At 29.0% G+C, this 23,070-nt stretch carries 28 protein-coding genes, 1 tRNA gene and 1 pseudogene; 22 read left to right on the top strand and 8 right to left on the bottom strand.

What is annotated here, in order from left to right:
* Positions 1–17 precede the first annotated feature (17 nt).
* Positions 18–869: a tagatose-bisphosphate aldolase subunit GatY gene (gene gatY, locus G594_RS0101940; RefSeq protein WP_027097012.1), complete on the top strand. Its 852-nt coding sequence runs from the start codon at positions 18–20 to the stop codon at positions 867–869.
* Positions 870–1,028: 159 nt separating this feature from the next.
* Here the strand turns inward: gatY and G594_RS0101935 are convergent, their stop codons facing one another.
* Positions 1,029–2,660: a GxGYxYP domain-containing protein gene (locus G594_RS0101935; RefSeq protein WP_027097011.1), complete on the bottom strand. Its 1,632-nt coding sequence runs from the start codon at positions 2,658–2,660 to the stop codon at positions 1,029–1,031.
* A gap of 170 nt (positions 2,661–2,830) precedes the next feature.
* Between G594_RS0101935 and G594_RS20725 the strand changes: the two are divergent.
* The 7 genes and pseudogenes from G594_RS20725 to G594_RS0101905 form a co-directional block, all read left to right on the top strand.
* Positions 2,831–3,019, top strand: a pseudogene (locus tag G594_RS20725) (immunoglobulin-like domain-containing protein); the annotation flags it as partial.
* Between the two features lie 6 nt (positions 3,020–3,025).
* The gene (locus G594_RS19495) at positions 3,026–3,856 is read left to right on the top strand and encodes an NPCBM/NEW2 domain-containing protein (RefSeq protein WP_027097010.1); all 831 of its coding nucleotides are present in this window, start codon (positions 3,026–3,028) and stop codon (positions 3,854–3,856) included.
* Positions 3,853–4,071, top strand: a complete 219-nt coding sequence (locus G594_RS19490) for an NPCBM/NEW2 domain-containing protein (protein ID WP_027097009.1) — start codon at positions 3,853–3,855, stop codon at positions 4,069–4,071. Before G594_RS19495 ends, G594_RS19490 begins: the two co-directional genes overlap by 4 nt.
* Positions 4,068–4,256, top strand: a complete 189-nt coding sequence (locus tag G594_RS19485) for a hypothetical protein (RefSeq protein WP_027097008.1) — start codon at positions 4,068–4,070, stop codon at positions 4,254–4,256. The genes G594_RS19490 and G594_RS19485 overlap by 4 nt, the downstream gene beginning before the upstream one ends.
* Before the next feature lie 57 nt (positions 4,257–4,313).
* Entirely contained in the window at positions 4,314–4,847 is a 534-nt protein-coding gene (locus G594_RS19480) for a leucine-rich repeat domain-containing protein (RefSeq protein ID WP_027097007.1), read from the top strand.
* Between the two features lie 187 nt (positions 4,848–5,034).
* Complete coding sequence (locus G594_RS0101910) at positions 5,035–6,018, top strand: 1,4-dihydroxy-2-naphthoate polyprenyltransferase (RefSeq protein WP_242829689.1); 984 nt, start codon at positions 5,035–5,037, stop codon at positions 6,016–6,018.
* A gap of 146 nt (positions 6,019–6,164) precedes the next feature.
* Entirely contained in the window at positions 6,165–6,317 is a 153-nt protein-coding gene (locus tag G594_RS0101905; protein ID WP_027097005.1) for a zinc-ribbon domain-containing protein, read from the top strand.
* Between the two features lie 90 nt (positions 6,318–6,407).
* On the opposite strand, the gene G594_RS20275 is transcribed toward G594_RS0101905, so the two are convergent.
* Positions 6,408–6,572, bottom strand: coding sequence for a hypothetical protein (locus G594_RS20275; protein WP_167539545.1), 165 nt, complete (start codon positions 6,570–6,572; stop codon positions 6,408–6,410).
* 270 nt (positions 6,573–6,842) lie between these two features.
* Here G594_RS20275 and G594_RS0101895 point away from each other — a divergent pair, with 270 nt between their 5' ends.
* The 8 genes from G594_RS0101895 to G594_RS0101860 all read left to right on the top strand — a co-directional run bounded on the left by G594_RS0101895 (position 6,843) and on the right by G594_RS0101860 (position 14,628).
* Positions 6,843–8,921 (top strand): molybdopterin oxidoreductase family protein, encoded by a 2,079-nt coding sequence (locus G594_RS0101895; RefSeq protein ID WP_027097004.1) that lies wholly within the window; start codon positions 6,843–6,845, stop codon positions 8,919–8,921.
* A gap of 13 nt (positions 8,922–8,934) precedes the next feature.
* Complete coding sequence (locus tag G594_RS0101890) at positions 8,935–9,351, top strand: 4Fe-4S dicluster domain-containing protein (RefSeq protein WP_027097003.1); 417 nt, start codon at positions 8,935–8,937, stop codon at positions 9,349–9,351.
* Positions 9,348–10,571, top strand: a complete 1,224-nt coding sequence (locus tag G594_RS0101885; protein ID WP_027097002.1) for an NAD(P)/FAD-dependent oxidoreductase — start codon at positions 9,348–9,350, stop codon at positions 10,569–10,571. Before G594_RS0101890 ends, G594_RS0101885 begins: the two co-directional genes overlap by 4 nt.
* A 118-nt stretch (positions 10,572–10,689) precedes the next feature.
* On the top strand, positions 10,690–11,121 hold the full coding sequence (locus tag G594_RS0101880) for a hypothetical protein (protein ID WP_027097001.1): 432 nt from the start codon (positions 10,690–10,692) through the stop codon (positions 11,119–11,121).
* Positions 11,075–11,689: a molybdenum cofactor guanylyltransferase gene (gene mobA, locus G594_RS0101875; protein ID WP_027097000.1), complete on the top strand. Its 615-nt coding sequence runs from the start codon at positions 11,075–11,077 to the stop codon at positions 11,687–11,689. The genes G594_RS0101880 and mobA overlap by 47 nt, the downstream gene beginning before the upstream one ends.
* A gap of 113 nt (positions 11,690–11,802) precedes the next feature.
* Positions 11,803–13,134: an FAD-dependent oxidoreductase gene (locus tag G594_RS0101870; RefSeq protein WP_027096999.1), complete on the top strand. Its 1,332-nt coding sequence runs from the start codon at positions 11,803–11,805 to the stop codon at positions 13,132–13,134.
* Positions 13,135–13,205: 71 nt separating this feature from the next.
* A complete protein-coding gene (locus G594_RS0101865) occupies positions 13,206–13,688 on the top strand; it encodes a GNAT family N-acetyltransferase (RefSeq protein ID WP_027096998.1) in 483 nt (160 codons plus the stop codon).
* A gap of 211 nt (positions 13,689–13,899) precedes the next feature.
* Positions 13,900–14,628, top strand: a complete 729-nt coding sequence (locus G594_RS0101860) for a DeoR/GlpR family DNA-binding transcription regulator (protein ID WP_027096997.1) — start codon at positions 13,900–13,902, stop codon at positions 14,626–14,628.
* Between the two features lie 241 nt (positions 14,629–14,869).
* Here the strand turns inward: G594_RS0101860 and G594_RS0101855 are convergent, their stop codons facing one another.
* Together G594_RS0101855 and G594_RS0101850 are read right to left on the bottom strand one after the other, a co-directional pair.
* Positions 14,870–15,466, bottom strand: coding sequence for a 4Fe-4S binding protein (locus tag G594_RS0101855; RefSeq protein ID WP_027096996.1), 597 nt, complete (start codon positions 15,464–15,466; stop codon positions 14,870–14,872).
* Positions 15,466–15,666 carry a 4Fe-4S binding protein gene (locus tag G594_RS0101850; protein WP_027096995.1) on the bottom strand — a complete coding sequence of 67 codons (201 nt, stop codon included), beginning with the start codon at positions 15,664–15,666 and terminating at the stop codon, positions 15,466–15,468. Before G594_RS0101850 ends, G594_RS0101855 begins: the two co-directional genes overlap by 1 nt.
* Positions 15,667–15,802: 136 nt before the next feature.
* On the opposite strand from G594_RS0101850, the gene G594_RS0101845 reads away from it, so the two are divergent.
* Complete coding sequence (locus G594_RS0101845) at positions 15,803–16,123, top strand: rhodanese-like domain-containing protein (RefSeq protein ID WP_027096994.1); 321 nt, start codon at positions 15,803–15,805, stop codon at positions 16,121–16,123.
* Between the two features lie 13 nt (positions 16,124–16,136).
* Complete coding sequence (locus G594_RS0101840; RefSeq protein ID WP_027096993.1) at positions 16,137–17,837, top strand: FAD-dependent oxidoreductase; 1,701 nt, start codon at positions 16,137–16,139, stop codon at positions 17,835–17,837.
* Between the two features lie 39 nt (positions 17,838–17,876).
* Here G594_RS0101840 and G594_RS0101835 read toward each other — a convergent pair whose 3' ends face one another.
* Positions 17,877–18,530, bottom strand: a complete 654-nt coding sequence (locus tag G594_RS0101835) for a Crp/Fnr family transcriptional regulator (RefSeq protein WP_027096992.1) — start codon at positions 18,528–18,530, stop codon at positions 17,877–17,879.
* A 139-nt stretch (positions 18,531–18,669) separates the two neighbouring features.
* Here G594_RS0101835 and G594_RS0101830 point away from each other — a divergent pair, with 139 nt between their 5' ends.
* Entirely contained in the window at positions 18,670–19,272 is a 603-nt protein-coding gene (locus tag G594_RS0101830; RefSeq protein ID WP_027096991.1) for an HAD family hydrolase, read from the top strand.
* Positions 19,273–19,476: 204 nt separating this feature from the next.
* On the opposite strand, the gene rimI is transcribed toward G594_RS0101830, so the two are convergent.
* From rimI to tsaE, 3 genes are read right to left on the bottom strand one after another with little or no spacing between them, the layout of a single operon-like run.
* The gene (gene rimI / locus G594_RS0101825) at positions 19,477–19,917 is read right to left on the bottom strand and encodes a ribosomal protein S18-alanine N-acetyltransferase (RefSeq protein WP_027096990.1); all 441 of its coding nucleotides are present in this window, start codon (positions 19,915–19,917) and stop codon (positions 19,477–19,479) included.
* Positions 19,910–20,614 (bottom strand): tRNA (adenosine(37)-N6)-threonylcarbamoyltransferase complex dimerization subunit type 1 TsaB, encoded by a 705-nt coding sequence (gene tsaB, locus G594_RS0101820; RefSeq protein ID WP_027096989.1) that lies wholly within the window; start codon positions 20,612–20,614, stop codon positions 19,910–19,912. The genes rimI and tsaB overlap by 8 nt, the downstream gene beginning before the upstream one ends.
* Positions 20,611–21,072, bottom strand: a complete 462-nt coding sequence (tsaE, locus tag G594_RS0101815) for a tRNA (adenosine(37)-N6)-threonylcarbamoyltransferase complex ATPase subunit type 1 TsaE (RefSeq protein ID WP_027096988.1) — start codon at positions 21,070–21,072, stop codon at positions 20,611–20,613. The genes tsaB and tsaE overlap by 4 nt, the downstream gene beginning before the upstream one ends.
* A gap of 233 nt (positions 21,073–21,305) precedes the next feature.
* Here tsaE and G594_RS18185 point away from each other — a divergent pair, with 233 nt between their 5' ends.
* The 3 genes from G594_RS18185 to G594_RS20030 all read left to right on the top strand — a co-directional run bounded on the left by G594_RS18185 (position 21,306) and on the right by G594_RS20030 (position 23,014).
* Positions 21,306–22,196, top strand: a complete 891-nt coding sequence (locus G594_RS18185) for a metal ABC transporter substrate-binding protein (protein ID WP_051195881.1) — start codon at positions 21,306–21,308, stop codon at positions 22,194–22,196.
* A gap of 145 nt (positions 22,197–22,341) precedes the next feature.
* Positions 22,342–22,416: transfer RNA gene (locus G594_RS0101805), tRNA-Trp, on the top strand.
* A gap of 433 nt (positions 22,417–22,849) precedes the next feature.
* Positions 22,850–23,014, top strand: coding sequence for a hypothetical protein (locus G594_RS20030; RefSeq protein ID WP_155849275.1), 165 nt, complete (start codon positions 22,850–22,852; stop codon positions 23,012–23,014).
* Positions 23,015–23,070 lie beyond the last annotated feature (56 nt).

Here is a 23,070-nt window from a genome sequence, read left to right as displayed (position 1 = left end):
TTGGAAGGAGATTTATTATGGAATTAACTACAACAAAAAAGATTTTAAAAGAAGCTCAAGAGGGGCATTATGCAATAGGAGCATTTAATGTTGAAAATATGGAAATGGTAATGGCGGTTATTAGTGCAGCTGAGGAAATGAATGCGCCAGTTATTATGCAAACTACTCCATCTACAGTAAAGTATGCGGGACTTGATTATTTCTTAGCAAATGTTAGAGTAGCAGCTAGCAAAGCAAATGTACCAGTAGTTATGCATCTAGATCATGGATCAAGCTTTGAATTAGCTTCACAGGCTTATAGATCAGGCTATACTTCCATTATGATAGATGGATCTCATAGTGATTTTGAGAGTAATATAGAAATATCTAAATCAGTTGTAGATATGTGCAAGCCTTCAGGTATAGCAGTTGAAGCTGAGCTTGGTAAAGTTGGAGGAAAAGAAGATGACTTAGATGGTGGTGATGGTGATGCATATACAGACCCACTTCAAGCTAAGGAATTTGTTGAAAGAACAGGGGTTGATTCACTAGCAGTTGCAATAGGTACTGCTCATGGAATGTATAAGGGTGAACCTCACCTAGATTTAGATAGATTATCAGAAATAAGAAAAGTTGTATCAGTTCCACTTGTATTACATGGTGGATCAGGAATTCCAGATGAAAAGGTACAAGAATCTATTAGAAGAGGAATTTGTAAGGTTAATTATGCAACAGAACTTAGAATAGCTTTTACAAATGGAGTTAATAAGTATCTTGCAGAAAAACCTGATACAATAGACCCTAAAAAATATAATAAGGCTGGAATGGAAGAAGTCAAAGCTTTTGTAAAAGAAAAAATAAGAGTATGTGGATGTGAGAATAAAGCATAGATAGATAGTAATTAAGCCTCTAATAATAATTTATATATATTTTCTTGATAGGTTATTAGGCCAAACTTATTAGAAAGAATTAAGGAAAGAAATTCATTTGCGATTTCTTTCCTTTTATTTTGCTTATTTAGGGTATCCTCTATAGAGGACTGAATATAATTATGAGTTGGGTTTTACATTTTCATTAATAAGTTTCATAAAAGTATTTGGAGTTACTATTCTAACTTTTGGATTTTGATTTAATTTAGTAATCACATTATTAACGTTATCCATAGTATTACTCCATACATGAACGTAAACAAAGGAGTAGGAGTTAGGGTTTTTTATGTCTGTGTATCCTAAGTTAATTCTTTTATTAATATTATCAACAATGTTAGTTTCACTTTCTAAGCCCCACCAAAGCAAATCTCGACAGGAAACTATAGGTTTATTATTAGACCATACTATCTTACCTTCATAGCTATTATTTTTATAATAGTTAAGATATAAAAGCCCATGGATATTATCATGGCAGGTGTATTTATCCCAGATATTTGTTTTATATAAAGCTTCATCATCTAATATAAGAACATAATTTTGATCTACCTTTTTCATATATTCACTTAGTGTATTAGTATAACTATCTAATTTGTTTATAGGAAATTTACTAGGATACATATATCCGTTACCAGATGGTGAGGTTACAAAGTTATCAAAGTATTTAGAGGAACCTGCACTCTCATAGTACTTATGGAAAACTGTTGGTGCTAAGTAGTAAAGTGATTTATTTATAGACCAACCTAAATTGAAATCTCCTCTATATGGGGAACCAAACCAATTTTTTGAGCTATAATTACTTCCAAGCATCCATTGCTGATTATCACCATCAGACATAATAAATGTAACATAATGAACTCCATCTTCCCCTTTAAAGTTACTCTCTTGCTTTTGTTTTCGTGGGATAGAAGTATAAGAGCTTAGTACAGAAAGATTATAAGACCAATCAGCAGCAGTTACATCTATTCCATGCTTAGAAGCTATGGTTACGTTAGTATGTTCATCAGGTCCCCAACCTAAACAGTGACCATTATCATCCATGGATTTAAAAATTGACTCTCTAAATGAGAAGTCATTTACATTATCCTCATAAAAAACTAGTGATTTTGATGTTATAGCATAATCCCTTAAGGCCAGGGGTTTATCTGGAGATATTTCTATAACTGTAGAATGATTTAATCCTGAATTCCAAAGGGTATTGAATGCCCAATATTTATCTGTATCTCTACAGTCTTTAACTAACTTTGTTAAGCCTTGTTCTTTTACCTTCTCTTCTATAGCTTCATCAATAGCAAGGGAGTTTTTTAATGAAGCAAGGGAGCAGGCGTTATTTATAGAGGGAGGATTAAAGGTTGTATATAAAATGTACCCATCTACATATGATTTAAAAATTTTTAATAACTTCCAAGGATCTTTTATTAATTTGTATTTAACATTATAGTTTTTCTTTAAATCTTCAAGCCATAGTTTGTAATCAGGTTCAGAATCACTAAGTATATAAATTTGTTCATTGGATTTAGAAGAAACTATTCCTTGAAGAGTAGTAATCATTGTTTGTTCTGCCTTAGTCATATCATTTTCAGAAATAACATAAAGTTTTTTTGGTATAATTGAATTTTTAATATAGGAACCAGAATTATCTATAATAGAGTAGTTAAAGGTTTGTATATAGGTATTAAATTTATGGTGAATAGGTTCAATGAAGTAGATTAGTGTTAAAAGAATAGTAGAAAATATTTTTAGATATTTTTTCATATGTAAACACATCCTATGATAATGATTTATATTTATTAGGATTAGTTACTTAAAAAGAATATATTCATCTTTTTGTTTCTAAGGTTAATTAGTATCAGCGCTTTTATTTGTTATGCACAAATACTTATTTATGAGGATAATATAGAGCTACTCTTTTAGAGTAGCTTTGTATAACTTATATTAAATTAAACAGTGAGTTTGACTTACCTTCTGGCGTTACTGCAAATGACCAAGAAGATGCTAATATAACTAACAAGGTTAATATAGATAAGGGTGACTTTAATGTAAGTAGACCAGGAAAATATACTTTAACTTACTCTATAACAGATAATGATGGAAACGTAATAACTAAAGATAGGGAAGTTGTGGTTTATAGTGAAAGTAATTATTTATCTGATTTAGACTGGGAATCTGCAGTATCAGGATGGAAGAATGTAAATAAAGATTCAGCAGTTAATTTAAGTGAAAAAATAAAGCTTAAGATTAATGGCGAAATAAAAGAATTTGATAAGGGTATAGGAGCTGCAACAAATGCAGAAATAGTATATAAATTAGATGGAAATTATACTAATTTATCAACATATTTGTGTACTGATAAAAACTGCGATGATAATAGAACTACTATAATATTTAAAATATTTGCAGATGGAGAAGAAGTTTATTCTTCAGATGTAATAAGAAAGGATAGTGAAGCAGAATTTGTGAATCTAGATGTTACAGGAGTAAAAGAACTTAAACTAGTAGCAGATGATGCAGATAAAAATGGTCTTGGAGATTTTGCTTCATGGGGAGACACTAAAGTGTATACCACAAATGCAAAACCTAAGTTAACTATCCCAAAGTCCTTATCAACTAAACTTGGAGAAGAAATTGATTTAAATGAAGAATATAGTGCAATAGATGCTGAAGATGGAGATATAACTTATAAGGTTGAAGTATCTGGCAAAGTAAACTTTAATAAAACAGGAAAGTATCCAATAATTTATAAGGTAACTGATACTGATGGTAATGAAGTAGTTAAAACTAGAACTATAGCAGTAATTGATATGAATGATTACAGCTACTTAACAGACTATGACTGGAAAGCTGCTCAATATAACTATACTGTACCCAAAAAGGATATATCTATAAGTGGTAATGCTTTAAGATTAATAGATGAAAATGGGAAAGAAATGTCATTTGAAAGAGGGGGATGAGCTCACTCAACTTCAACAATACATATGATTTAACAGATAAAGATTATGTATACTTCAGTTCATATGTAGGTGTAGATAGACAAATGTATAATACAGTAGGATCAGTTTCATTTGAAGTATATGTAGATGGTGAGAAGAAATTTGATAGTGGACTAATGACTTCAAAGGAGTCAATGAAGTATTTAGAAGTTGATATAATGGAGTTAAAGAATTGAAGCTTGTAGTAACTGATGGTGGAAATGTATTAGATCATGGTACTTGGGGAGATGCTAAACTTCATTTTGCAAATGATGTACAAGGTGATTATGGAGAATTAGAGCCGTTAGTACATGAAGTTAAGGATTATGAGCAAGACATATATATAGTGAGGAATCTTTTAGGGTATTACAGGAGACCTTAGAGAAAGCTGAAGAGATGTTAGTCGATAAAATAAGTACTCAAAGATGAAATAAACTTAATGGTTGATGAATTAAAATTAGCTATATCTAACTTAGAGGAGAGAGTAGATTTAAATGAGATTATGACTATTAAAGATAAGTCTTTAAAAGATAGTATCAAGAGAGAACTTAAGTTATCAAGTGATAATATAACTATTGGTGATATGTATAAATTAACAAAGCTATCAGTAGTAGGTTCATGGATTTCAAGTTTAGAAGGCTTACAATATGCTAAAAACTTAGAGGAACTAGATATATCATATAATGAAATTAAGGATTTATCACCATTTAAAAATCTTAAAAAGTTAACTAATTTAAATGGAAATACTCAAATAATAACAGAGGGTATGCTTTATGCAAAAGATAATACAATAACTTTATATTATAGAGTTTTAAACAGAAATGGTGAGAGGTTAAAACCAAGAGAAATAATTATAAGAAGTAATAAAACTTTTGAAGTTGTCGATTTAACTTTAGAAGAATTAGTAGATGAAAATGGAGTTATTTTTTTGATGTTTCAAACCTTGATAAGGCTGTTTATAGTATGTATATAATATATGAAGATAAAGCGGATAACTTCTTATCTCAATCGCTTTATATGTTTGACGTAAAATAGTAAATATGCAATCCTACTTAGATTATATAAGTTGGAGTGTAGTTAATTATGGTATGAATTAAAAAAGTGACTTCTTCGCTAAAGGGTGGAGAGGCCACTTTTTTTATGATATTATAAAGTGAAAAATGAAGAAAATTAAAAGAAACGAAGGAGGAATATTGTTAATGGGAATAAAAAGTTTTTTTAGGCTAGTAGAGATTCAAACAAAGGTTGCAAGTGTAATTCCATATATTTTAGGTACAGTTTTTGCATTATATAAATTTGATAATTTTAATGTAAAACAAGCAGTGTTATTCTTTTTATCAATGATAGTTTTTGATATGACTACTACAGCAATAAACAATTATGTAGATTATATGAAAGCTATTAAAAAAGAAGGGTTCGGATATGAAGAGCATAATGCTATAACTAAGTATAGGCTAAAGCCGAAAAGAGTTTTAGGAATTATAATAACAATGCTGATAATATCAGCTGCTTTAGGAATAATGTTATTTTTAAATACTGATATAGCAATTCTTATAATAGGAGTAGTATGCTTTGGTATAGGTATATTTTATTCATTTGGTCCTATTCCAATTTCAAGAACTCCATTTGGTGAAATATTTTCAGGTCTAACAATGGGATTCTTTATAACATTTTTAGCGATATATATACATATATTTGATCAAGGTGTATTAAACATTAATATAAGTAATTGGAGCGTAAGCGTATTAATTGATATAAAAATGATAATGTCTATATTCATAATTACTATTCCAGCAATTACAGGCATATCAAATATAATGTTAGCAAATAATATTTGTGATATAGATGATGACTTCGTAAATAGAAGATTTACATTGCCAATATACATAGGTAAAGAAAAAGCATTAAAATTATTTAGAGCATTATATTACATAGGATTTATAGGTATAGTTGTTGGTATTGTTCTTGGAATTTTACCAATAGTATCAATACTGGTATTAGTAGCTATAAAGCCTGTTAATGTAAATATCAAAAGATTTTTCGAACTACAAACAAAAAAGGATACTTTTGTATTAGCTGTTAAGAACTTTGTAATAACTAATGTTATTTATATAGCTACTATAATTATAGGATGCCTAATTTAAAATAAATGTTGCTATTTGGAACAGAACATGATATACTAAAAAAGTAGCAAAGATGCTAACAAAAAAGGTTTATATAGATAGATAGTTTCTCGAAAATTAGAGATTATTATATCCATGTACATTCTTTAATTTTAGGAGGAATATTTATGACAGATAAGACATTAGTATGTAGAGATTGTGGAAGTGAATTCGTATTTTCAGTAGGAGAACAAGAATTCTACAAGGAAAAAGGATTCGAAAATGAACCAACAAGATGCGTAGCTTGTAGAAGAGCTAAAAAAGAACAAAATAGAAGATAATTTTAGATTTTTTAGGTTGTAGTTAAAACTACAACCTTTTTTATTTTTTAAAAAATTATAATTACAATTAAATCACTAACTTTATTTAATCTATTCCTTTTCTTTTTCCTTTTCCTTATTTTTGTCTACTCCACATGAAACCCAAGGATAATCAGGATTTCTTGGATCACATGGCTTTGATGTATCAACCTTCTTTTCTTCTTCTAAAACTTGACCGTAAAAATTGGATTCATTTAAAGTTTCTTTATCCTTCATAAAAAACATCTCCATTCATTTAAAATCTCAATATATTTTTTCTTTAATAATATTATATTCAAAAGAATAGTGATTCATTAATAATTATAAAGTTTATAAAATACTTGTATTTATGAAGAGCTAAGTTATATCGTATTTCATAGAATTATCACTGTAGCCAATTTATATGAACTCCATCTTAATTGATGTTTTATAATGATTGGTATAAATGCTTAAATTACTACAAAGACTAAATTAAGAAATTTAATGAAATGGAGTTGTATAGTGGATATGAAGAAAGTTCAATCAACTTGTAATTATTGTTCAATAGCTTGTAACATTGACTTCAATGTAGAAGATAATGAAATAGTTTCTGTAGTACCAACACAAGGATATCCAGTAAATAATGGTTTCTGCTGTATTAAGGGATTAAACTTAGATAAACAAAATACTAAATTTCCTAATCCTGTTTATCCTTTAATAAGAGGTAAAGATGGAGATATGGAACAAATATCTTGGGATGAAGCATTTAAGGTAATGGCTTCTAAAATAAAAGAGCTTCAAGATAAGTACGGAAGAGAAAGTGTAGCATTTATAAGTACAGGTCAACTTACAACAGAAGAAATGGCTTTGTTAGGTCATATAGGTAGAAACTATCTTGGAATGAATGGTGATGGTAATACACGACTATGTATGGCTACTTCAGTAGTTGCACATAAGCAAAGTTATGGTTTTGACGCACCACCATATACTTTTGATGATTTAGAATTGTCAGATACTTTAATATTCATTGGAGCAAATCCAGTTGTAGCTCATCCTATTCTTTGGACTAGAGTTAGAAATAACAAGAATAATCCAAAGATAATTGTAATAGATCCAAGACAATCAGAAACTGCAATTAGAGCAGATGAATGGATAGATATTAAGCCAAAAGCAGATTTAAGATTACTTTATACATTAGCTAATTATCTTATAGAAAAAGATTGGATAGATAAAGATTATATAGAAAAGTATACAGAAGATTTCGAAGGCTTCAAGGAGCATGTTAAAAAGTATACTTTAGATGAAGTAGAAGAAAAAACAGGAATATCAAAGGGAAGAGTTGAGAAATTAGCAGAAACAATTCATAAAGGAAAGAGAGTGTCTTTCTGGTGGACTATGGGGGTAAATCAGTCTTATCAAGCAGTTAGAACAGCGCAAGCAATAATTAATCTTGCAATTATGACTGGAAATATTGGAAGGCCAGGAACAGGGGCTAACTCTATAACTGGTCAATGTAATGCTATGGGATCAAGATTGTTTAGTAATACCACAGGTTTTTATGGTGGTGGCGATTATGATAATGAGAATAGAAGAAATGCAATATCTAAAGCTTTAGATATGCCTGAAGAAATGCTTCCAACAAAACCAACAATTCCATATGATCAAATAATAGAAAGATGTATTACTGGCGAAATAAAGGGATTATGGATTGTTGCTACTAATCCAATAGTTTCATGGACTAATAGTAGAAAGTTTAGAGAAGCCACTGAACATTTAGAGTTCTTTGTTGTTCAAGATATTTATGATAATACTGAAAGTGTTAAGATGTGCCATTTATTATTACCGTCTCAATCTGGACTTAAGAAAGAAGGTGTTTTAATAAACAGTGAAAGACGTTTATCAAGGGTGGTTCCAGCTTTAAGAAAGGAAGAGAATGAATATACTGATTATGATATCTTCTTAGGAGTAGGTAAGGCTCTAGGTATGGGAAAATATTTAGATAAGTGGAAAACACCTGAAGATGCCTTTAATACAATAAGGGAATGTACCAAGGGAATGCCTTGTGACTTCACAGGAATTGAGTATGATATGTTAAAAGACGGTGATGGAATTCAATGGCCATTTAAAAAGGGTGATGAATTAAAGAGTAATCAAAGAAGACTATATGAAGATAATAAGTTCTTTACTCCTAGTGGGAAAGCTAAGTTTATATATGAAGAGGTAGCAGAAGAAAATCCAAAGCCAAGTGAAGATTATCCATACTATTTTAATACTGGAAGAGGAACCGTTGGTCAATGGCATACGCAAACAAGAACTAATGAGATTGAGTTTGTAACTGCAATAGTTCCAGGAGAAGCTTATATAAATATTCATCCAGAATTAGCAGAAGAGTATGGAATTAAAGAGAATGATAAGGTTATTGTAAATTCACAAAATGGAGAAAGTGCTACATTTATAGCGAAGCTTTCTAGGACAGTTAAGAAAAATCATATATATGCGCCAATGCATTACATTGAATGTAATAAGATTACTCCATCAGTTTATGATCCTTATTCAAAGGAGCCTTCATATAAATTTATTCATGTAAATATTAATAAGGCAATATAGGAGGGGATAGTAAATGAAAAGGATTAAAATAGATAGGAAGAAATGTATTGGATGTTTAACATGTACTACAGCCTGTATTGTTTCCCATGGAGGACATGATACAAGAAATAGAATAGCTATTAATAGTGATGGAAGATATTCGCCTATTTTTTGTAGACATTGTGATAGACCAGAATGTGTTTATACCTGTATGTCTGGTGCTATGAGCAGGGATAATGAAACAGGATATGTTTTATATGATGAATCAAGATGTGCACATTGTTTTATGTGCATAATGGCATGTCCTTATGGAGTTCTAAAAACTGATGCTAGAACAAATCACATTATTATGAAGTGTGATATGTGTAGGAATACAGAAGAAAAATATCCTCAATGTGTCGCAAGGTGTCCTACAAATGCTATTACTTTAGAGGAGGTACAAGAAATATGAGGTGTGTAGTAGTTGGTGCTTCAGCAGCTGGAATTAGCTGTGCAAAGACTTTACGAGAATTAAATAAAGATGTTGAAATTACCTTGATCTCTAAGGATGAATATGTGGTTTCTAGATGTATATTGCATCATTATATTGAAGATGTTAGAAGTATTGACGATTTGAATTTTGCTCCTTATGACTTCTTTAAAGTTTATGGTGTTAAGTGGATTAAAGGTAGAGAAGTAACCAAAATAGATCCAAAGGAGCATAAGCTTAGTTTAGACAATGGTGAAGAGGTTGAGTATGATAAGGTATGTCTTGCAACAGGTTCATCATCTTTTATTCCTCCTATTGAAAATCTAAGAGAGGCTAAAAATGTTGTAGGGCTTAGAAATTTAGAAGATGCTATTTTGATAAAAGATTTATTACCCAATATTAAGGATGTTATAGTTTTAGGTGGAGGATTAGTAGGAATAGATGCAATAGCAGGTTTACTAAAGTATGATGTAAAAATTCATTTGGTAGAAATGGGAGATAGAATTCTTCCCCTTCAATTAGATCATTATGCAGCAGATGCTTATAACAAAAGGTTAGAAGAAAGAGGAGTAGACTTAAGATTTGGTGTAAAAGCTGAGAAACTTATAGTTGATAAAGATAATAATCCAAAGGAACTCGAGTTAAATACAGGAGATAAAGTCCCTTGTGATTTAGTAATTGTAGCAACAGGTGTTAGATCAAATGTAGGTTTTATAAAGGATGCAGGGATAGACTGTGATAAGTTTGGGTTAGTTATAAATGAAAAAGGTGAAACAGATACTAAAGATGTTTATGGTGCAGGTGACGTTACTGGGCGCAATCCTATATGGCCAACTGCTGTTAAGGAAGGAATAATTGCTGCTAGTAATATGCTTGGAAGGGAATTATTTATGACAGACTTTTTTGGAAGCAAGAATACTATGAATATATGTAATTTAGCTACAATGTCTTTAGGGACAGTAATTAAGCCTGATGATAGCTATGAAGAAGTTATTGATGTTGAAGGCGAAGATTATAAGAAGATAATTCACAAAGAAGGAAAGATTTATGGTGCTATCATTCAAGGTGATTTATCTTATTCTGGTGTTTTAACCCAACTTATTAAAGAGAAAATAGATGTATCTAGAGTTAAGAAACCTTTATTTGATATTGATTATGCAGACTTTTTTAATATAAAAGAGAATCTTGAATTTACTTATTAAAAGTTGAGCTTACAATTAAAAGTAAATAATATTGTGTTAAAAGGGAAGTTGTTAATAGCAATTTCTCTTTTTTTATGAATAGAAATATATCAGAGAAGTAATTTGGGGGAATTGTAATATGAGCAAATATCAAAATGATTTAAATAGAGTACCTGTGGCAATAATTATTAAAGATGGGGGAGAAGAAGTAGGAAGATATATAACAGAAAAAGTAATAGATTTTGGAGGAGAAGTTATTAAGGAAGATAATTTATATAATAACTTTAATGCAACTATTATTTATACATCTAATTTAGCTAAAGTAAGAAAAGAAGTAATTAATAAAAATTTCCATCAAGTCTTTTGGAAAAAAGATTTAAGTAAAACAGACAATATATTTATAGCTTTTGATTCAAAGAGATATATTTTGGGGCTTAGCGGATGTTTAAATGCCCTAAAAAAAACTATAGATAAAAACTTAGAAAGTATGATAAATCAAATTAAATTAATAAAGGATGGTAAACATGTTGATAAAAAAGACTGCAATTATTCTATGTGGGGGAAAAAGTAGTAAAGGATATAAAAATAAAGCCTTTTTGAGGATAGGAGAGAAAAATTTTTTAGACATTATTATAGAGAAGATATCAAACTTTGATGAAATTATAATTTCGTGTAGCAATAAAAAAATATTTAGTAATTATAGTGGTATATCAAAAATAGTTGAAGATGATATTCAAGATATAGGTCCCATTTCAGGAATGTATAAATCTTTAAATGAAAGCAGAAACAGCAAAGTGTTAATGCTTTCAAGTGACATGCCATTAGTAAGGGAAGAATATATAAAAAAACTGGGTATATATGAATTTGATGAAGATGCTTTAATAACTTTTACTAATGGTTCATCCCAGCCTCTTTGTGGAGTGTATGATAAAAAAATAAATAATATAATAAGATCTTTAATTGAAAATAAAAATTATTCAGTTAAAGAATTATTAAAGTATATAAGCGTTAGATATATATTTCCTAAGGAGAGTACTTTCTTTAGAGATGTCAACAATTTGGAAGATTACATAGATATTTGCTCTAAGAGTATGCAAATGAAAGAAATTAGGAATAATAGCTGCTTTATAGTGAGATAATAGATATGTAACAGGGATAATGACAAAAAATTAACATTTACAAAAAGTTATTTAAGATATAAAATTAAGGAGAATTATTATTAATAGAAATAAATTATCCGAGGAGGAAAGCAATGAAAGTTGTAGTTGTAGGTTGTACTCATGCTGGAACAGCAACAGTAGTTAATTTAAAGGAAATGCATCCAGAATGTGATGTTACTATATATGAAAGAAATGATAATATTTCTTTTCTTTCTTGTGGAATAGCTTTACAAGTTGGTGGAGTAATAGCTGAACCAAAGAAATTATTTTATAACTCTCCAGAAAAATTAGCTAAGTCTGGTGTAGTAACTAAAATGAAACATGATGTATTAGATATAGATTTTGATAATAAAAAGTTAAAGGTTAAGAATTTACTAAATGGAGAAGAATTTGAAGATTACTATGATAAGTTAGTTTTAACTATAGGATCATGGCCGATAGTACCTAAGTTTGAAGGTGGAGATTTAGAAAATATAGTTTTATGTAAGAATCATGACCATGCAGAGATTATTGTTAAAAAGACAGAACATGCTAAAAATGTAGTTGTTATTGGTGCTGGATACATAGGTGTTGAACTTGCTGAGGCTTTTGAATTAAAGGGAAAGAAGGTTACTTTAATTGATGCTGAAGAAAGAATAATGGCAAAATACTTAGATAAGGAATTCACAGATATAGCTGAAAATGAATTTAGGTCTAAAGGAGTTAAATTAGTTCTTGGAGAAAAGGTTGCAAGATTTGAAGGAGAGAATGGTAAAGTTCAAAAAGTTGTAACTGATAAGGGAAGTTATGAAGGAGATTTAGTTGTACTTTGTATTGGATTTGCTCCAGCAACTAAGATCGTTCAAGGTAAGTTAGATACATTAAAGAATGGTGCAATAATAATTGATGAATATATGAGAACAAGTAGGGAAGATGTTTTTGCAGCTGGTGATTGCTGTGTTGTTAAATATAATCCTGCTAATGAAGAAAGATATATTCCTCTAGCTACAAATGCAGTTAGAATGGGGACTTTAGTAGCGAGAAATATTGAAAATCCTACACTTAAGTATATGGGGACTCAAGGAACTTCAGGTATAAAAATATATGACCAATGTATTGCATCTACTGGAATGACAGAAGAAGTAGCTAAGGCTACAACTAATTTTAATATTGCTTCTGTTTCAATTAGAGATAATTACAGACCAGAGTTTATGCCTACTTTTGAAGAAGCAATGGTTAAGCTTGTATATAATAAAGATACAAGGGAAGTATTGGGAGGTCAAATTATATCAAAGATTGATCTAACACAAATGATGAATACTTTATCAGTAGTAATTCAAAATAAAATGACAGTTGAAGAATTAGCAATGACTGATTTCTTCTTCCAACCACACTTTAACAAACCATGGAGCTTATTAAATGCTATTGCATTAGAAGCTTTATAGAATAAAAATGGCTAGGATAAAAATCCTAGCCATTTTTTGTTATAATTAAAAAAAGAAAGAGGGGGTTATTTATGATTAGGGAAGTGAAGTTAAGTGATGCAAAGGCGATAGTTGATATATATAATTACTATATATTAAATACTAATATAACCTTTGAAGAAAAACAGTTAACGGTGGATGATATGGAAGAAAGAATAATTGAAAAGACGGCTAAGCATCCTTGGATTGTTTATGAAATGAATGGACAAGTTGTTGGATATGCATACTTAAGTGGATGGCATAGTAGATCTGCTTATAGATATTCAAATGAAGTGTCTATTTATTTAGATAGGAATGAAAAGGGTCATGGTATAGGAAAGGAACTGTTTGCCAACTTATTAGAGATTTCTAAAGACTATGGTGTACATACTATTGTTTCAGGAATAACAATTCCCAATGCAGAAAGTATATCGCTTCATGAAAAGTTTGGGTTTAAAAAGATAGCAGAGTTTAAGGAAATAGGATTTAAAAATAATAAGTGGTTAAACGTTGGATATTGGCAAAAGATTTTATAGGAAAATGGCGATGATAAAAAGAGAGCTTCAATTAGCTCTCTCTTTTAATATATTACGCTAGGAATCTAAATGTCCTATTACGCTATATTATAATCAAATTATATACTTAAAAACGATAAAAAACAATAACAAGTAATAATAAACAATAAAAAATAATAAAAGTTAATAAAGTGTGATATAATTAAGTTAATACATTCAAGGGGATGATTAGATGTTTTTAGAAGAACGTTATGATAAAATTATCAAAATGGTTGAAGATAAAGGAAGGATGTCTGTTAAAGATCTATCTTCAATTTTTAAAGTGACAGAAGATTGTATCCGTAAAGATTTAAGAGAGCTAGAAAAGCGTGGAAAAGTAAAAAGGGTTCACGGAGGAGCTATAACAAATAGAAGCCATAATGACATTAAACATATAAATGAGAGAAAAGAAATAAATAGTGGTAAAAAGCAAGAGATAGCTAAAAGAGCCTTTAATGAGATAGAAGACGGGGACATTGTATTTTTAGATGTTTCTTCAATAAATCTAGAGCTTGCGAAAATAATTGGGAGTGGTTCTAAAAAAGTAATTGTAGTATCTAATATGCCACAGGTAGCAACCGTATTAAATGATAGCAAAGATAATATTACTTTAATTATAGTAGGTGGAGAATTTAGTAAAAAGGTTGGGGCAATGATTGGCGCATTTACTAACCAATATATTAGTCAGTTTACCTTTGATAAGTCCTTTGTAGGAGTTTGTGGAATAAATGAAGAAACAGGTTGGGTGAGTACATTAAATATGGAGGACGGAGCTACAAAGAAAACAATAATAGATAATTCTAATAAGAGCTATTTAGTTATGGAAGAAGAGAAGTATAACTATGATGAATTCTATAAATTTGCTAAATTAGATGATGTTTCAGGAATAATAACTGAAGATAGAATTATTTATAAATTTTAATAAAATAGTATTAAAATTTATCCTCCTAATATGCTCGGGTCAAATATCAATTAATTTAATTATATCAAAGACTGTGAAAAAGTAACTTCTGCTTTCTCCTAAAAGCGAAGTTACTTTTTTAATTTACAAGATTTAATTTATATAATATTCTTTTGGTATTAAAAGCCTATTTCTTTACGATTTTTTGTATATTATCATTATTTCTATAATAAATGGAATCTAAAATTCATTTAAGAAATGATTAAATAGATAAATGCAACACTTTTCTGTTTTTTAGTAAACAAATTCCTTGAGTCATAGTTCCCATAGGACAATATACACACCATGATCTAGGTTTAAATAAGACCATAGTTATCAAACCTAATATAGTTGAAGTTGCCATAACACTATAGAATCCAAAAGCAAATTGAGCAACCCAAGGAGATATGAAGGAAACATTTCCCCAGTTCCAAGGAAGTTTAAATGTCCATAAAATTGTTATAGCTTCTTTCAAAGAGGAAGTGCCCTGGAATACTAAATAAGTGTTAAATAGCATGTTAATAAACATTGTTAAGAAGAATATTAAAAATCCATATCTAAACCATTTGGCTTTTAGAAATTTTGGAATAGGTTTATTTCTAGATAGTTTAAACTTTGCTCCAAGTAAATTTAAAAGTTGTCCTCTTCCACAGTATTTATTACAATAGGTCTTTCCTCCACCAGATAGAGACATAATTATAGGTATAAGGAAACATAATAATCCAAGCCAAGCAAATAGAATGTTAAATATTCCAAGAATTAAATATATAGATGAAAGTATCCACATATAGTCATACCAGTATTTTTTCTGCTTTTTCATTAATTTACCTCCAAGTTAGTTATTTCAATTATTGAAGCGGGACATATTCTTTCGCATTTACCACATCCAATACATTTTGATAAATTAACTTCTGCATAAAGTCCCTTAAAGATTGAAATAGCATTTAATGGACAATGTTTTTCACACTGACCACAAGCTACACAATAACTTTTGTCTACAACTGCTTTCTTTTTTAACATAAAATTCTCCCCTCAATATTAATTTTTTTTATAATACTTAAAAGAAAAAATATCTTCTGTGATAAAGTCACATAAAAAAAGTCCAGTTTGGAATATAACAGGAGTATAAGATAAATTTAAAAGGAGAAATAAAAGTATGTTTTCGTTATTTGGAAAAAAAGATTTTAAAAGTGTTAATGTTAATGATTTAGATAATATATTAGGAAAAATAAATTTAATTGATATTAGAGAACCTTATGAGGTTAAAACAAGAAGCTTAAAGGGTTCAAAAAATATACCAATGAATAATTTATTAAAAAATCCTGAAAAGTATTTAAATAAAGAAAAAGAGTATTATATTATGTGTCAATCAGGAATGAGAAGTAGTAGAACTTCAAATATTTTAAGTAAGCAAGGATACAAAATTATAAATGTTTCTGGCGGTATAGGATTATATGTAGGAACAAAAATAAAATAGGGGGAATATTAAGATGAAAAAGAAGATATTAATTGTTGGAGGAGTAGCTGGGGGAGCATCAGCAGCTGCAAGATTAAGAAGATTAGGTGAAGAAGACGATATTATAATGTTTGAAAGAGGGCCTCATGTATCATTTTCAAATTGTTCTTTACCATACTATTTAAGTGGTAAAGTAGATAGTAGTGAAAAGTTAGTGATGATGAGCCCTGAAAAATTTAAAAAGCAATATAAGATAGAGGCAAGGGTTAACAATGAAGTTATAGATATAGATAGAGAAAAGAAAGAGGTATTAGTTAGAAATGTATTAACAGGAGAGGGATATACTGAAAGTTATGACAAGCTAATTTTATCTCCAGGTGCTAAACCAATTGTACCTAAAATAGAGGGAATAGATAAGGTTAAGATATTTACTATAAGAAATGTTGTAGACATAGAATATTTAAATAGATATATAAAAGAAAATAATCTTAAAAATATTGCTGTAATAGGGGGAGGCTTCATAGGAGTAGAGGTGGCAGAAAATCTTAATGAAGATGGTTTTAATGTTACATTAATTGAAGCATTACCTCAAATTTTAAAACCTTTTGATTATGATATGGTTCAAATATTCCATAAAGAAATGATGGACAAAGGAGTAGATTTACTCTTAGGAGATAAGGTAAGTAGCTTTGATAATAATAAGGTAATATTAGAGTCTGGAAAAGCTATTGATACAGAAGCTGTTGTTATGGCTATTGGAGTGGCTCCAGATGTTGAATTATCAACTAATGCTGGATTATTACTTGGTGAAACAGGAGCTATTAAAGTTGATGAAGATTATAGAACTAATGATGAAGATATTTATGCAGTAGGAGATGCTATAGAAGTATTTAATCCATTAACAGAGAAGATGAGCAAAATATCTTTAGCAGGACCAGCGTTGGTTGAAGCTAGAATTGTAGCAGACCATATTAATGGAAGAGAAACAAATAATAATGGATTTATAGGTTCATCTGCAATAAAGGTGTTTGATTATAATGGAGCATCTACAGGGTTAAGTGAAGGATTAATTAAAGCCTTAGATATGAATATTAATTATGAGGTTGTAAGAATAATAGCTAATGATAAGGTTGGAATTATGCCAGATAATTCTCCAGTACATTTTAAATTATTATTTGAAAAACCTACAGGAAGAGTTTTAGGTGCACAAGCTATAGGAAAAGGAGATGTAGTAAAGAGAGTTGATATTATAGCAACCACAATTGCTTTTGGTGGAACTGTAAAAGAACTTAAGAACTTAAATTTATGCTATGCACCACCTTTGGGAACAGCTAAGGATGTAGTAAATTATGCTGGATATGTTGGATCAAACTTATTAGATGAAGAGTTTAAACAAGTTCAAATTACCCAAATAAGAGATTTATTAAAGAATGAAGAGTTTATTATCGATGTCAGAGAAAAGGGAGAGTATGAAAGAGGCCATATAAAAGGTGTTAAAAACATTCCATTTAGTGAAATAAGAGATAGATTAGATGAAATACCAAAGGATAGACCAGTTTATCTTCACTGTAGGACAGGTCAAAGAAGTTATAATGTAGCCCTATTGCTTCAAAGCTTAGGTTATAAAGAGATATATAATGTAGCAGGAAGCTTTTTAGCATTAAGTTTCTATGATTACTTTAATGATAAGACAACTGGTAGAGAAAAGATAGTTACTGAATATAATTTTAGTTAATGATTTCATATGAAAATAGGAGGTTATCTTTATAACTTCCTATTTCTCTTTATTTAAATCTATTATAGTAATTGATCCACGAGAAAGCTTAACCATTCCTTCTTTTTCAAAGTATTTAAGCATTCTGGAAACAACTTCTCTTGCTGTTCCTAAATCATTAGCTATACTTTCATGGGTAATTTTTATAGTTTTTTCACTAAAACCTTCAAGGTATTTTATTAGCCTTTTATCAAAACTAGAAAATACAATATCCTGCATAATCCACATAACTTCAGAAAATCTTGATTGGGTTAAGTCTAGGATATATTTATTAAGGGACATATTATTTTTTGAAATCATCTCTAAGTAATGACTAGGTAATACTATGGCTTCAGTATCTTCTAGAGTATCTATGTTTATATTAAAATGTATATTTTTAAAAATGCAAGAAGCTGATAATATACAAGAATCGCTTTTTTGAAGCTTATATAAGGTTATTTCTTTACCTTCATCAGAGGTTAAAAAGGCTCTAAGAGTTCCACTAACTACAGTTATAAAGCCATTACAATCTCTATCAGAAAAATAAAGAGAATTATCTTTGGAATATCTTGCAAGAATAGCTTTAGAGTTAAAGAGTTCTTTATCTTCTTTGGTTAACTTACTATAAAATTGTGTATGTTTCTCTAAAAAGTCTATATAAAATTTATTTAACATTATATTATCTCCTAATATTTAGCTAATGTAATTATATGAGTAAATAATGAAAAACTCAAGTATGGGGTTTGATATTTAATATTAAAAACTAGGATTGTATAGTAATTAAAGTTATAATACAAATAGAGGGGGATGGGAAATGGTTAAAAACATAATTTTTGATTTGGGTAATGTAGTTCTTAAATATGATAATTTAGCGTATTTGAAAAGTAAAATTGAAGATGATGACAAGATAGACAAGCTACGTGATATCATATTTGGAGGTGTAGAGTGGATTATGCTAGATGAAGGGACAATAACAGAGGAGACTGCTATTGAACAAATTTGTAGAAATAATCCTGAGTTAGAAAAGGACGTTAGAAATGTTTTTGACAATTGGTATTCCTTGTTAGAGCCAATAGAGTCAACAGTAGAAATAATTAGTGAGTTAAAAGAAAAAGGATATAATTTGTTCTTTCTATCTAATTTTCATGATAAAGCATTTCAAATTGTAGCTGAAGAATATAAGTTTTTTAGATTATTTGATGGTGGAGTAGTATCTTATAGAGAGAAAATAATTAAACCAAATTTAGAGATATATAGAAGATTATTAGATAGATATAACTTAAATCCTGAAGAATGCATATTTATTGATGATGTAAATGAAAATGTTATTGCTGGAGAACAAGTTGGAATAAAAGGAATTCATCTTAAAGATGTAAGTATTTTAAGAGAAGAACTAGAAAAATATTTAGTGGAATGATTAGGAGAAATGGCTGGGCCATTTCTCTTTTTGGTTATGAAGATAATAAAGATAAGGATATTCTGCTAGTGCTAGAATTTCTACAATATCTGTATTATCTTCAGTATTATAATTATCCCTATTATCCTAAAAACTCCCTTTAAGTGAGTTCATCTTAATCCTTATTATTTTTATTATCATAATTATCTCTATTATTCCAAAAAGTTATCTATACCACATTATAATAGCATCTTCATTATTGTCTTTATAATATTTCTTACGTATACCTTCTTCTTTGAAATTATATTTTTTATAAAGATTTTGTGCAGGGGTGTTTGAAGCTCTAACTTCTAAAGTAAGAGAGTTACAACCCCAATTTTTACAGTGTTCTATTAAAGAAGAGAGAAGTATGTTACCAATTCCTCTTTTTCTAAATTTTGGGTGTACAGCAATATTGGTAATATGTCCTTCGTCAACAATTGTCCAAACACCAGCAAAACCAATAACCTTATTATTTTCTTTGGCAACAAGGTATTTAGCTAAAGGATTAAAAAGTTCCTTTTTAAAAGATTCTTTACTCCAAGATTCCTTTAAAGATAAAGAGCTAACTTCTAAAACAGCTTCTAAATCACACTCTTCCATTAAAGTAATAGATATATTACTCACTCATTCTCATCCTCTTTTCTAATTCTCTTTCAGCTTGAGGTTTCTTTAAATAAGCAGGAGCAGAGTTTGGATCATCTTTAAATCCTTGTTTTAAAAGATTAAGACCTAACTCACCTATAGATGAAGCTCTAGTTAAGCTTACATGGTTAGGTGCAAATTTTGCATTAGGGAAGTTTGCCTTAATATATTCCTTATGCTTAAGTAATCCGTCACCAGTAAATATTACTTCTTCATTTTTTTCTTTTAGAATTTCTAATAGATAAGGAAGTTCCATAGGGGTTGGCTCCATTATATTTTTAAATTCGCCATCTTCATTTTTATAAAGAGCAGTATAAACATTTTCCCTTAATGCATCCATAATTGGACAAATTATTCCACTAAAGTAAGAAAGGTTATAAGCTAACCCATCAAGAGAAGAAAGACTTATATAAGGCTTGTTTGCTCCAAAACTTAATCCCTTAACTGTAGCCATACCTATTCTTAAACCTGTAAATGAACCAGGCCCTTTAGAAACAACAAATCCATCAATATCATTTATTGTTAATTCACAATCCTTTAAAAGATTTTCAATCATAGGCATTAATAACACAGAATGTTCCCTCTTATCATTAATAACATATTCACCTAATAAAGTATCATCATTAAGTAGTGCAACAGTAGCTACCTTAGATGAAGAGTCTATACTTAAAACTATCATATTTTTACCTCCTTTACGTAATCATATCTATCTCCATAAGGGGTGATTTTAATATTTCTAAAATCATCTCCTTTAGATAAGTCCTTTGAAATGTGAATATGTATGTATTCTCTTGGTAATATTTCCTCTATGTAGTTAGCCCATTCTATAATAGAAACAGCATCTGAGAAAATATAATCATCAAATCCTATTGCATAAATTTCATCAGGATCGCTAACTCTATAAACGTCAAAATGATTTAATTTTAAACGACCACTTTCATATTCATTTACAATAGTAAATGTTGGACTAGTTATATTTTCGTTTATATCAAGACCTTTAGCTATCCCTTTTGTTATGTGAGTTTTACCTGTACCAAGGTCACCAGTTAAGCAAACAATATCACCAGGATTTAAAAGTTTACCTAAGTTGAAACCAATTTTGGTAGTTTCATCTATACTTTTTATTTCAAAAATCATATATAAAATCCCTTTCAAAAACTATTCTATCTTATTATTCTATCCAAAAAGCAGATAAAAGAAAAGTGTTTATGCCCTTACCACATATTAAAGGTTGAAAATTTTTTGAGGAAAGTGTAAAATTTTTTTTATATGAACAGAAAATTTGTAATAATTTTGTATACATTTAAATTTCATATGTTGATATAATATGTAATAGGGAATTAACTGGTAAAGGCCAGGGGGTGATATTATTGAAGAGAGTTACCTTTGGAATGTTATTAATAACATTTCTATTATTTTTGGGGATAGGAGTTTCTTCTAATCCACTAATAGCAAATACTGTTGATAGAGAAGATACAAGCAGAGATGTTTATTTAAATATTATCACTTGTAATAAGATACAATATGAAATGGTAAAAGATATTGTTGGAAATAAGCATAATGTTGAATATATGTTTAATGATGAACAAGCATCTAAGGATTTTAAATATACAGATGAAACCATAAGTAATATTTCAAATATGGATTTGTTCTTTTATAATGGAAATATAATGGAACCTTGGCATGATGAGTTGATTTCAAGTCTTAATAAGGGCAACTTAGGAATTATTAATTCTTCTAGAGGTATTAGAACAATTAATCTTACAGGAGAAAACTCGGGTAAGGAAAATCCGTATTATATGGTTGGATATGATGAGTATAAGATAGCATTATATAATATAAAAGTTGCTATTCAGGAGAAAGATCCGAAAAATAGGGAGCTTTATGAAGAGAATTACAATAAGGTTATTAAGAGTATAGATGAAGTATTAAAAACATATGATGATAAAAAGTCAGTTGTAAAGGAATATAGTTATATTGCTTTAGATGATAAGCTAGATTATTTCTATAGAAATATAGGTATATCTCCAATAAAACTTAATGGTAAAACTATAGACGATGTTATTAAGGAAAATAGGATAGATCCAGCTAAGGTAATAGTTTTAAAAGATAAGGAAACAGTTACTGAAGATATAAATTTTAATATTATTGAATTGAATGGATATAGTGGAGCTAATTCAGCTAGAAAAGTATTATTGGATAATTATAATGTATTTTATAATTATTTTTCGGTTAAAGAGAATAATGATGGGCATGAATAGATTTTATTCATGCTTTATTTTTATAAGTTCAAGATGTAAAAGTTATGAAAGGTTATATAATCATTTAATAATTCAGAAAGAAATATTTTTTGAACAAAAAAGTTGATTTTTAAATAATATTATTATATAATCAAACTTGTCTCAAAGGGGTATGGCTCAACGGTAGAGTAGTGGTCTCCAAAACCATTGGTTGTGGGTTCAAATCCTACTACCCCTGCCACAAAGATCGTAAGCGAAATGCTTACGGTTTTTTTATTTTGTTATTATTGTAAGTATTTAATGAAAGAAATTATTAAATTATGTTGAAGACTAGGATAAAATAAGTATCCTAGTTTTCTATTTTTTTATAAAAGGATAAAAAAACTATTATTGTGTGATAATTAATCTTATCTTGTTGAAAGTTATATATATGTAATTATTGTTACAATTTAATTACAAAAACAAAATTATAAGAATGAAAAAATATCGATTTTATAAATATTTATATAAAAAAGTTACAGAATGTTAAATGGGTATTGTTGTAACTATTAATAAAATAAACAATAACGCTTACATAGTAAAAATGTATAAATTACAAATATAAGCAAAAGTTGACTAAATATTCTATATAAATATAATTAATACTGATAAACTAAAGGAGGATGAAGATTTAGATGGAGGAGATCCGAGAAGAATTAGGTATAATTGTTGGGGACCTATACATCAAATATGGAGGGACAGAAGAAATTTTAAAATTAAATAGTATTTTAGATACTCTTGTATTATTAGAGATGAAAAAAATTAATAAGGACATTTGTGAGCTACAGACATCCGTTTAAGATATTTGTTTAGAGTTAGTTAGTGGATACAATCTATTGACTAGCTCATTTTTTTA

The organism is Clostridium paraputrificum AGR2156, assembly GCF_000424025.1.
Taxonomy (GTDB): domain Bacteria; phylum Bacillota; class Clostridia; order Clostridiales; family Clostridiaceae; genus Clostridium; species Clostridium paraputrificum.
This window is presented reverse-complemented; position numbering and strand designations above follow the sequence as displayed.

Coding starts and splice junctions, on each gene's coding strand:
- gatY (WP_027097012.1), top strand. CDS start 18: ATGGAATTAACTACAACAAAAAAGATTTTAAAAGAAGCTCAAGAGGGG.
- G594_RS0101935 (WP_027097011.1), bottom strand. CDS start 2,660: ATGAAAAAATATCTAAAAATATTTTCTACTATTCTTTTAACACTAATC.
- G594_RS19490 (WP_027097009.1), top strand. CDS start 3,853: ATGAGCTCACTCAACTTCAACAATACATATGATTTAACAGATAAAGAT.
- G594_RS19480 (WP_027097007.1), top strand. CDS start 4,314: ATGGTTGATGAATTAAAATTAGCTATATCTAACTTAGAGGAGAGAGTA.
- G594_RS0101910 (WP_242829689.1), top strand. CDS start 5,035: ATGAAGAAAATTAAAAGAAACGAAGGAGGAATATTGTTAATGGGAATA.
- G594_RS0101905 (WP_027097005.1), top strand. CDS start 6,165: ATGACAGATAAGACATTAGTATGTAGAGATTGTGGAAGTGAATTCGTA.
- G594_RS20275 (WP_167539545.1), bottom strand. CDS start 6,572: ATGAAGGATAAAGAAACTTTAAATGAATCCAATTTTTACGGTCAAGTT.
- G594_RS0101895 (WP_027097004.1), top strand. CDS start 6,843: ATGAAGAAAGTTCAATCAACTTGTAATTATTGTTCAATAGCTTGTAAC.
- G594_RS0101890 (WP_027097003.1), top strand. CDS start 8,935: ATGAAAAGGATTAAAATAGATAGGAAGAAATGTATTGGATGTTTAACA.
- G594_RS0101885 (WP_027097002.1), top strand. CDS start 9,348: ATGAGGTGTGTAGTAGTTGGTGCTTCAGCAGCTGGAATTAGCTGTGCA.
- G594_RS0101880 (WP_027097001.1), top strand. CDS start 10,690: ATGAGCAAATATCAAAATGATTTAAATAGAGTACCTGTGGCAATAATT.
- mobA (WP_027097000.1), top strand. CDS start 11,075: ATGTTGATAAAAAAGACTGCAATTATTCTATGTGGGGGAAAAAGTAGT.
- G594_RS0101870 (WP_027096999.1), top strand. CDS start 11,803: ATGAAAGTTGTAGTTGTAGGTTGTACTCATGCTGGAACAGCAACAGTA.
- G594_RS0101865 (WP_027096998.1), top strand. CDS start 13,206: ATGATTAGGGAAGTGAAGTTAAGTGATGCAAAGGCGATAGTTGATATA.
- G594_RS0101860 (WP_027096997.1), top strand. CDS start 13,900: ATGTTTTTAGAAGAACGTTATGATAAAATTATCAAAATGGTTGAAGAT.
- G594_RS0101855 (WP_027096996.1), bottom strand. CDS start 15,466: ATGAAAAAGCAGAAAAAATACTGGTATGACTATATGTGGATACTTTCA.
- G594_RS0101850 (WP_027096995.1), bottom strand. CDS start 15,666: ATGTTAAAAAAGAAAGCAGTTGTAGACAAAAGTTATTGTGTAGCTTGT.
- G594_RS0101845 (WP_027096994.1), top strand. CDS start 15,803: ATGTTTTCGTTATTTGGAAAAAAAGATTTTAAAAGTGTTAATGTTAAT.
- G594_RS0101840 (WP_027096993.1), top strand. CDS start 16,137: ATGAAAAAGAAGATATTAATTGTTGGAGGAGTAGCTGGGGGAGCATCA.
- G594_RS0101835 (WP_027096992.1), bottom strand. CDS start 18,530: ATGTTAAATAAATTTTATATAGACTTTTTAGAGAAACATACACAATTT.
- G594_RS0101830 (WP_027096991.1), top strand. CDS start 18,670: ATGGTTAAAAACATAATTTTTGATTTGGGTAATGTAGTTCTTAAATAT.
- tsaB (WP_027096989.1), bottom strand. CDS start 20,614: ATGATAGTTTTAAGTATAGACTCTTCATCTAAGGTAGCTACTGTTGCA.
- tsaE (WP_027096988.1), bottom strand. CDS start 21,072: ATGATTTTTGAAATAAAAAGTATAGATGAAACTACCAAAATTGGTTTC.
- G594_RS20030 (WP_155849275.1), top strand. CDS start 22,850: ATGGAGGAGATCCGAGAAGAATTAGGTATAATTGTTGGGGACCTATAC.